The organism is Priestia koreensis (genome assembly GCF_001274935.1).
In the GTDB taxonomy this organism is placed as follows: domain Bacteria; phylum Bacillota; class Bacilli; order Bacillales; family Bacillaceae_H; genus Bacillus_AG; species Bacillus_AG koreensis.
Window position 1 is genome coordinate 240,284 of sequence record NZ_LILC01000007.1, and the last position, 7,900, is coordinate 248,183.

Annotated in this window: 9 protein-coding genes and 1 other annotated feature; of the genes, 3 read left to right on the forward strand and 6 right to left on the reverse strand. The window is 40.6% G+C overall.

The features are described 5' to 3' along the window. The first annotated feature begins 63 nt into the window (after positions 1-63). Positions 64-1,170: an S-layer homology domain-containing protein gene (locus AMD01_RS06510; protein ID WP_053400595.1), complete on the forward strand. Its 1,107-nt coding sequence runs from the start codon at positions 64-66 to the stop codon at positions 1,168-1,170. Between the two features lie 127 nt (positions 1,171-1,297). Then, complete coding sequence (locus tag AMD01_RS06515) at positions 1,298-1,591, forward strand: hypothetical protein (protein WP_157052639.1); 294 nt, start codon at positions 1,298-1,300, stop codon at positions 1,589-1,591. Positions 1,592-1,601: 10 nt separating this feature from the next. On the opposite strand, the gene AMD01_RS06520 is transcribed toward AMD01_RS06515, so the two are convergent. From AMD01_RS06520 to AMD01_RS06535, 6 genes are all read right to left on the reverse strand, one after another. Next, positions 1,602-2,426, reverse strand: a complete 825-nt coding sequence (locus AMD01_RS06520; RefSeq protein WP_053400597.1) for a GNAT family N-acetyltransferase — start codon at positions 2,424-2,426, stop codon at positions 1,602-1,604. Positions 2,427-2,613: 187 nt separating this feature from the next. Further along, positions 2,614-2,766, reverse strand: a complete 153-nt coding sequence (locus tag AMD01_RS24430; RefSeq protein WP_169775937.1) for a hypothetical protein — start codon at positions 2,764-2,766, stop codon at positions 2,614-2,616. Between the two features lie 178 nt (positions 2,767-2,944). Further along, a complete protein-coding gene (locus tag AMD01_RS23945; RefSeq protein ID WP_157052640.1) occupies positions 2,945-3,106 on the reverse strand; it encodes a hypothetical protein in 162 nt (53 codons plus the stop codon). 414 nt (positions 3,107-3,520) lie between these two features. After that, positions 3,521-3,895 carry a hypothetical protein gene (locus AMD01_RS06525; protein ID WP_053400598.1) on the reverse strand — a complete coding sequence of 125 codons (375 nt, stop codon included), beginning with the start codon at positions 3,893-3,895 and terminating at the stop codon, positions 3,521-3,523. Between the two features lie 109 nt (positions 3,896-4,004). Further along, positions 4,005-5,330, reverse strand: coding sequence for a branched-chain amino acid transport system II carrier protein (gene brnQ / locus AMD01_RS06530; RefSeq protein ID WP_053400599.1), 1,326 nt, complete (start codon positions 5,328-5,330; stop codon positions 4,005-4,007). Between the two features lie 144 nt (positions 5,331-5,474). Then, positions 5,475-5,724, reverse strand: a binding site (T-box leader). 54 nt (positions 5,725-5,778) lie between these two features. Further along, positions 5,779-6,957 (reverse strand): YhgE/Pip domain-containing protein, encoded by a 1,179-nt coding sequence (locus tag AMD01_RS06535; RefSeq protein ID WP_053400600.1) that lies wholly within the window; start codon positions 6,955-6,957, stop codon positions 5,779-5,781. Positions 6,958-7,128: 171 nt separating this feature from the next. Here AMD01_RS06535 and AMD01_RS06540 point away from each other — a divergent pair, with 171 nt between their 5' ends. Beyond that, complete coding sequence (locus AMD01_RS06540; protein ID WP_053400601.1) at positions 7,129-7,746, forward strand: TetR/AcrR family transcriptional regulator; 618 nt, start codon at positions 7,129-7,131, stop codon at positions 7,744-7,746. The last annotated feature ends 154 nt before the right edge of the window (positions 7,747-7,900 follow it).

Here is a 7,900-nt window from a genome sequence, read left to right on the forward strand (position 1 = left end):
CATTATGGTAGAATTACAATATTATTCTATTTAAATCCATAAAAATCCAAATGGAGGGTGAACATGAAAAAATTTAAAAGAGGTCTAGCTGTAGCACTAGCAGCTACGCTATTACCTATTGGCGGTATTTCGTCCGCCTATGCAGCGGATAAGCCGGTGGACTTGTACATCACACAAGACGTTGTTCCAGGTTCTGTGAATACGGAAATGTACACAAGTATTCAAGAGTTTCTTTATTCAAATGTGATTAACGGTAGCATTGACAAGAACGGATCGGTTTATATTTATCCTCGAAATTCCATTACGCGCGGTGAATTTGTGATTATGATCGTCAATGCACTTGGCTTGAAGCAAAAGGGAAATGCGATGTCATTCGCTGATTTAAAACCAGGTAGCGCCTATTATAACGCGGCAACGATTGCTAGTAGTCATGGGATTATTAAAGGAATTGGCGGGAAGTTTGCACCAGGACAAAAGATTACTCGTGCAGAGATTGCGGTGATGGTGTATCGTGCCTTCCAAAGCTCGGTACCGTTTAAAGATGTTACAGCTACAAAAGGTTTTACGGATGTTCCTGCAGGCTCTTACCCTTGGGCATTCGAAGCGATTTATAAATCGGCGGCGAACGGTATTGTAAAAGGAAGCGGCACTCTTTTCAAACCGACAGACAATGCGACACGCGGCGAAGCGATTGTAATGATGAATCGCGCCCTCCATCAGGAAACTATGACGGCTAGCGAGCAAACGGCAGCAGCCACTTTCTTAAAAAATCACATTTTAAAAGGACAAGATCTTTTAGTAAAGCAAGATTTTAAAGGCTTAACAAACTTATACGACCGCGAAGGAACAGGCTTTTATCGCGCGGTCATCAACAATTACTCCACTCTCGTACAGGATATTATGAATGAAGGAGCGAAAATGACCTACGTTCCGGATCAAGATTTTACCGTGAAGCCTGTGTATGTTTCTGGACACTTTGCTGCGTTTAGCGTAAAAGACTATACGTATTCGTTAACGGTCGAGCTCAATTCGAGCACGATGACGGCTCCGAAGGATGCGTCTGCTCTGTACCGCATGAAAAAAGATTCTTCAGGCAACTGGCAAGTCTATGATATTCAACCTTATTCCGATGATTATATGAATCTAATCTATTTTGGATATGAACGATAATTTTTTAATAGCTTTCTTCTTAATCAGAAGAAAGCTATTTTTATAGGGTATATGCTTATACAAGCCGTTTATCAGTGACATATAAATAGAGTAGAAACGAATTTGATAGAAAGGCTTTGATACTCACATGTGTAATTTTAAAATTGATTCAATTACCATTGGTGACGTAAGCGGAGGCATTATTAACTTTGGGCCCGTTCACACGATTTCCCCCATTTCAAACAGTGTTGAAACATCAGGATCTGGTAGTCAAAATACTTCTCCGGCAAGCACGATGGCATCTCTTGGAGGAAGCTCAGGATCTTCTAGTGGAGCTAGCGGAAGTTCTGGCAGTATGGCGCCACAAGCTTCACCACCAATGGGGCCTCTTTCAATCGGCCTCCCCCCACATGTTATGAAACATTCTAAAAAAAGATCCTAATTGTCTACTGCTACTGCGAAAGCAGCTCTGCACCGCAAACTTTTTCGTAAAATTCAATCGGACCCGCTTCATAAAAGATCACCGATTCATATCCTTTTGCTTTCATATCTTGGAGACAGCACGTTACAAGCTGCTCTCCAATCCCTCTTTTTCGCTCTGATCTAAGCACTCCCATCGGCCCAAAATGTTGGCTTCGCTTTTCGTACGTGTCATACACCGCAAAACCAATCAATTTCGTTTGCTTCTTTGCTAGAAACAAAGGAATGACTTCGTTGGTAAATGCTTCTGAAACGGTTTCCGCCCATTCCCTCGAAAAATTCGTTCGTATGAAGGCAAGCACTTCTTCTTTTTCACTGTACGTGGCGCGCTTAATTTCATTTGACCTCACTGACCATGACAAGTCGTGTAACGATCGTGCTAAGTTTCGTGCATAAATCGTGCACGCAGCAATTTTCTCAATTGGTATTGTACATTCATGAACAAATGAGAGCCAATAGGGATGATTGCTTTTACATAACGCTTTTAAGAGGTGACCTTCATTTAAGAAGATTTGATTATAGCGTTGCATATAGCAAATGGCTTCGTCTACTACCTTTTCAAGCTCTGTTGTTACCTTTCGCTGTATCATTGTATGAATACATCCTTCTTTCTCCTGCGGATGATCGTCCAACCATTTCTTCATTACTGATACACTTGGACAATAGGCGGCAGCTTCTTTTAACACGCCTGTCGCTTCTTCCATCATGCCAACGAATAAATCAACCGTACTCAGTACTTCTGTATGTGTAAGAGCTAATGAACGTGTAACGCGGTCTGTCAAATAATATGTGCTCATTATGCTACTCCTTCCCCTTTGTTTGTAAACTATTCTCTCTCCGTCCTTAAAATCCTTCCGACATATCATACCTACACCGTGAATAATGAGTCGTGATGCTCCATTTAACGGCAAACAGAAAAAAAACCTCGGTATATACCAAAGGTTTTTCTGACTTCCCACAGCACGGATTGCTGAATGAGTGCTGCTACATGAGTTCTTTTTGTCTTTGTATTCGATGCTCAATAAAAATCCGCTCAATATATGCATTGAGCTGTTGTTGAAGAAGCTTTTTTTCCTCTGTTGAACGGGTATCTGCAATTTTTTGTTTTAACTGCTTCACATATGATTTTTGTTCCACCGACAATTGATGAGACAGAATCATAATCCGATCTCCCTTTCCCTATAGAAGCTTCACTTTTCCCCTTACGTTCTACTATTTATGTGAACCCCTTTTATGCGATATGCTTTACTATATGCATTACACCATGATAAACATTCTTCCTCAAGCAAGTTGTGAAGACACCTAACAAACTTTTTTAGCACGCAGGAACAGAAAAAAGAAAACCACGCATCGTAGGCAACTGAAAAAGTCCGTAAAGAATTGCGTTCATAACGGAGTCGGTTGATTTCCACTCCAGGTCGCTTCGCTTTCCGCGGGGCGTGCGGTGAGGCTCCTTGCTCCTCTGGCGGGGTCTCACCTGTCACGCTAATCCCCCAGGAGTCTCGCACCTTCCGTTCCAAACAACCTAGAGCGACTGTATCAGATAGAAGGGCCAAGTTTCCATTTTGAAAGAAACTTGGCCCTTTTTCACTTTATAATAAAAAAAAAGATTTATTCGAAAGAGTGCTTCCAATGATTCCGTTTCATTGAAGTCAATGAAACATACTGAACAAGCACCTTTTCAAAGAAGAGCGTACTTCAAGGTGAAATCATCAACCTAAAAAGAATGTTAAAGTTAATGAAGTAAAATAAGAGAAGAAGAATGAAGAAAAGCTGGATCCATTCCGTTTTTTGGAATGGATCCAGCTTTTCTGTCTTACGTTCTACTGATCATCTAAAAAATTCAACGTTTTTTAGTGACCTCTTAACATCGATTTTCTTTTTGTACGTTTTATTTAACTTTAAACACGATCATCGCTGGTTTGCCACTTTCTCCGTACTGTAGGTCAATCCCTTTTTTAATGTAGAGACGGTATGTTTCACCTGACTTGTATCCCTTCACAGGCGGTTTCACAATCACTGTATGATCATCTTTTATATGAATTTTCGTTGAAATAATTTGTTCTTTTGAATTTTTAATGTAAATTCCCTTGTTTACTATAAGCTCTTTGTTCATGCCATGTTCAAAAACAAACTCCCATTCCTTTTGTGAAGAAACGGTTTGTTGAGATTGAGCCTGTACGGTTGGAGCCTTTGTGAACGTAGAAAACCCCATGGCCACTAGTGACGTAACAAGCACTGTAGATAACAGTCGTTTCTTTTCCATCCTCGTAGTCTCCTTGCTTTTAGATAAATAGCGTAACACTATCATATCATATTTTCACAAAAGAGAAACGAAAATTGTTAGAAAATACAGAATTCAATCGAACTCTCCCTTATTTATGCGGAATAGACGATCCACCCGCATTTCGTACAAAGCCAATAACTCCTCCAATTAACATTCCCACTAGTGCTGGTAGTACCCATCCAAGTCCATCGCTATAAAGCGGCAGAATCGGAGCTAGCACATCGTCAATGCTTTTAACCGAAAGCCCTCCACATACGCTTACAACGAGTGTAAAGAATAAGCTCACCTGGTACACTTCACTTTTCCCGAAAAATACCGGATGTAGGAAGGTTAAGAAGGCTAAAACGATGGCTACTGGATAAATAATTTTAAGTACCGGGCCAGAGATGGTAATTAAGTTGGTTAACCCCACATTTGAAATCGCGATGCTTAGAACCGATAAAATCACTACGAATGACTTGTACGAAATCTTCGGATACAGCTTATTGAAAAAGGAAGCGCAAGATGTCATAAGACCCACACTTGTCGTCAAACACGCCACGGTAATCATTAATCCTAAGAGAATTTGTCCGTAAAAACCAAAATAATACTGTGACACGCTAGACAAAATGAGACCACCGTTTTCGAAATAGCCTAACTCCCCTACGCTTGATGCGCCCATGTAGGCAAGTGCCGTGTAGAGCGCTGCTAAAATAACAGCCGCAATAACCGTTGCTTTGGCACACGTAATCATGATTTGCTTTTTACTTGTAATGCCTTTTTCCTTCATCGCATTAATGATGATAATGCCAAAAACAAACGCAGCGAGCGTGTCCATCGTCAAGTACCCGTTTTGAAAGCCTTTAAAAAAGACGTGGGACTCATACGCCTTGACCGGTGCCTGTATCGGACTGATCGGTTTGATCACCGCAATTAGCACTAAAAGACCGATGAACGTTAGCTTTAGCGGCGTTAATACTTTACCGATGACATCGACAATCTTTGTCGGATTCAGTGCTAAAAAGCACGTTAAGGTAAAAAATAATATCGTAAAAATAGCTAGTGGAAGCGGACCATGATCTTTCGGTAAAAACGGCGTCACCCCAATTTCAAATGAAACGGTTCCCGATCTCGGGAGCGCAAACAGTGGGCCAAGCGTTAAATAAAGAATAATCGAAAAAATTAGCCCAAACACGGGATGAACTCGTTTTACAAGTTCTAACAAATCCGTTTTCCCTGAGAAGCCAAACGCAAGAACCGTCATAAGCGGAAGTCCGACCCCCGTAACGAGAAATCCAAGGTTTGCTTCCCAAAAATTAGTTCCTGCCAACTGCCCGAGCATAGGCGGAAAAATCAAATTTCCTGCGCCGAAAAACAAAGCAAATAACATTAATCCAATGACTAAAACAAACGAAAACGGTGCTTTATTGGACATACGAAAACCTCCAAGTTGTAAATATTAAGAAAATTCAAAACAATACTATCGTCTTTAGGCGATAGAATGAACAGGTAAAACAGCACAGTTTTCGTTTACGACAAAATAAAAACGCCTCGCAACATCCAGGTTTCCCTAGTCAGCTGCTGAGGCGATATAATCGCGATACCACTCAACTTCCCTGCTTTCCTTACAGAAAACAGGCTCTAGAAGTCTACTCGACTTCAGTCTATTAACGAGACTAACCGTTACTCACTAATCTGGCTTTTTATCCATTTCATCAGTAAAGCTCAAAGGTGACATTCAAAAAGGGCTCACGATCGTTCTTTCAGCCGTGGAACGAATTTCTGTGCGTTTAGGTTCCTTTTCTACTCTTCCTTATCATTGCGCTCACATATGCTGTGTTAACTACCTTCATTTCAATATGCCGATTATATTAAGGTTTTGATTAGTTGTCAACCGTTACTTGCTTTTTGACAGATAATTTCGATGGTTTTAATACGGAGGCAACCATGACAAGCAGTGAGCCGATCCCTATTAGTCCTAGTACCGATCCAGGTGCGCCAATATGATATCCGTCGAAAAATAATAAGCTTCTCATTCCATCTACGCTAAAGCGGAACGGTACCCATGAATAAAGAAGATCATTCGTCAAGCTTGGTAAAAACTCTTTCGGTAAACTTAAGATCGGCATGGAAAAGAAGAACAACAAAAGAAAAATGGGCGCTGCTGCAAATCCGATCCAATTTAGGAGCGCATTTTGCAGTAAGAAAAACATATACCCAACAAAAAAGACAAACACCGACAGTGACAATACGTCAGTGATATTTGCGTTTAGGACAGATGTGGCAATGGTTAGCATGACGGCAGAAATCACCCCTACGAATAGAACACCTGTAACTAACTGCGCAGCAATGGATGAAAGTCTAGGTTTTGTATGAGTAATTTTTCTCATAGCCACAAATAAAATCATGCTGCTAATGAACGTTGTCAGCCAAAGCGTTTGTGTGAGCATCGTAGGCAAATTCCCATTTCCACTACGTTCCCCGACTTTGTTCATTCTTTCCTCTTCAGTACGAATTGGATTTGCCAACAGTTTGGCTTGATTAATCGTGATGACGTTTGTTTGTTTGCCGATTTGCGCATACATCATTTGCTGCACTTGATTGTTCATTTTCATGATTATTCCCTCAAGCATCTGCTTACTCGCCGTTGCTCCTGTATAATTCATCCCTTCATTAATGAGAATCTTCACCTCAGGGATGTTGGCTTTTTCCGTTGGTAAGCTCATCACATTAGCAGTCAAATCTTCTGGCAAAACGATCGTTGCATAATATTTTCTCTCATCCATCTTTTGACGGGCATCTTCTTCGCTCGCTTCTATTCCCCACTTCACAGGCAATTCGCCCATACTCCCTAAACTCTTCTCAATCCTCTTTCCGAGGTTAATTAGTTTATTATTTGGCGTCTTTGAACCTGCATCCTCTACTACCATTGCAATCGGTAAGTCTTTTGGAACTGGATTTGTCGTTGAACCCATAAAAGCAAAGGTGAAAATTGCCACCGCTACTGCTATTCCTAGTAAGCCTAACCATACCATCTTTTGCTTTAAAAATAATCTAAACATAAAATAATCCCCTCTTTTAGACAACATGATGTTGTTTATTTGTCATATTGATGATTCAATAACATTATTAGGCAACTAGACGTTTCGCTCAATACGCAATAACGTGGCATTTGTCAGTTAAACGACAGTTTCACAAAAAGTATCAATTATTTTGAAGAAAGAGGAATGAAAATGACTAAAAAGACCGATCTTCGCGTACGCCGAACACGAAAGGCAATTCGAGACAGCTTTCTCCAACTCATTGATAGTAAAGGATTTGATGCGATTACCATTCAGGACATCGCTGACGAAGCGATGATTAATCGCGCGACCTTTTATTTGCATTACTGTGATAAATACCAACTGTTAGGGACACTTAGCGATGAAGTCCTTACAGATTTGATCACAAGCTTTAACCCCTCTCAGCATATTAAAGACCGAAAAGTTCAAATGAGCCATATTCACGAGCACATCGTGAGTGGGTTTGGAAGCGTTCAACGCCATGAGGATTTTTACAAAGTTATGCTTGGAAAAAACGGCATTTACGACTTTAACATTAAAATGTATGAAGCGATTAGACAAAAATTCATTCACGAATACGACTTGATGAACCTAAGGGATGAGGATTTTCATATCCCTAAGGACTTATTAACACATTTCGTTGCCTCCGCATTTAGAGGGGTGCTAACATGGTGGATTCAGAGTGAACAGCGTCAAACACCAGAGGAGTTAGCCAAACAGTTGGCTAAAATTATTACAACAGGTCCGTTACAGGCGGCTGGATTTGTGTTTGAAAATCAGGGCTCTTAACGTCTGCTGCGTTTATGTTGATCCAAATTATTCTATTAAATGATAACACATCCAGATTATGGATAGAAAAATAAATATACGAAAAACGGTCAAAAAAAAAGAGAGGCTGGGACAAAACCCCTCCTCTGAGATGAAAAAAGCGGTGAGAGTTTAC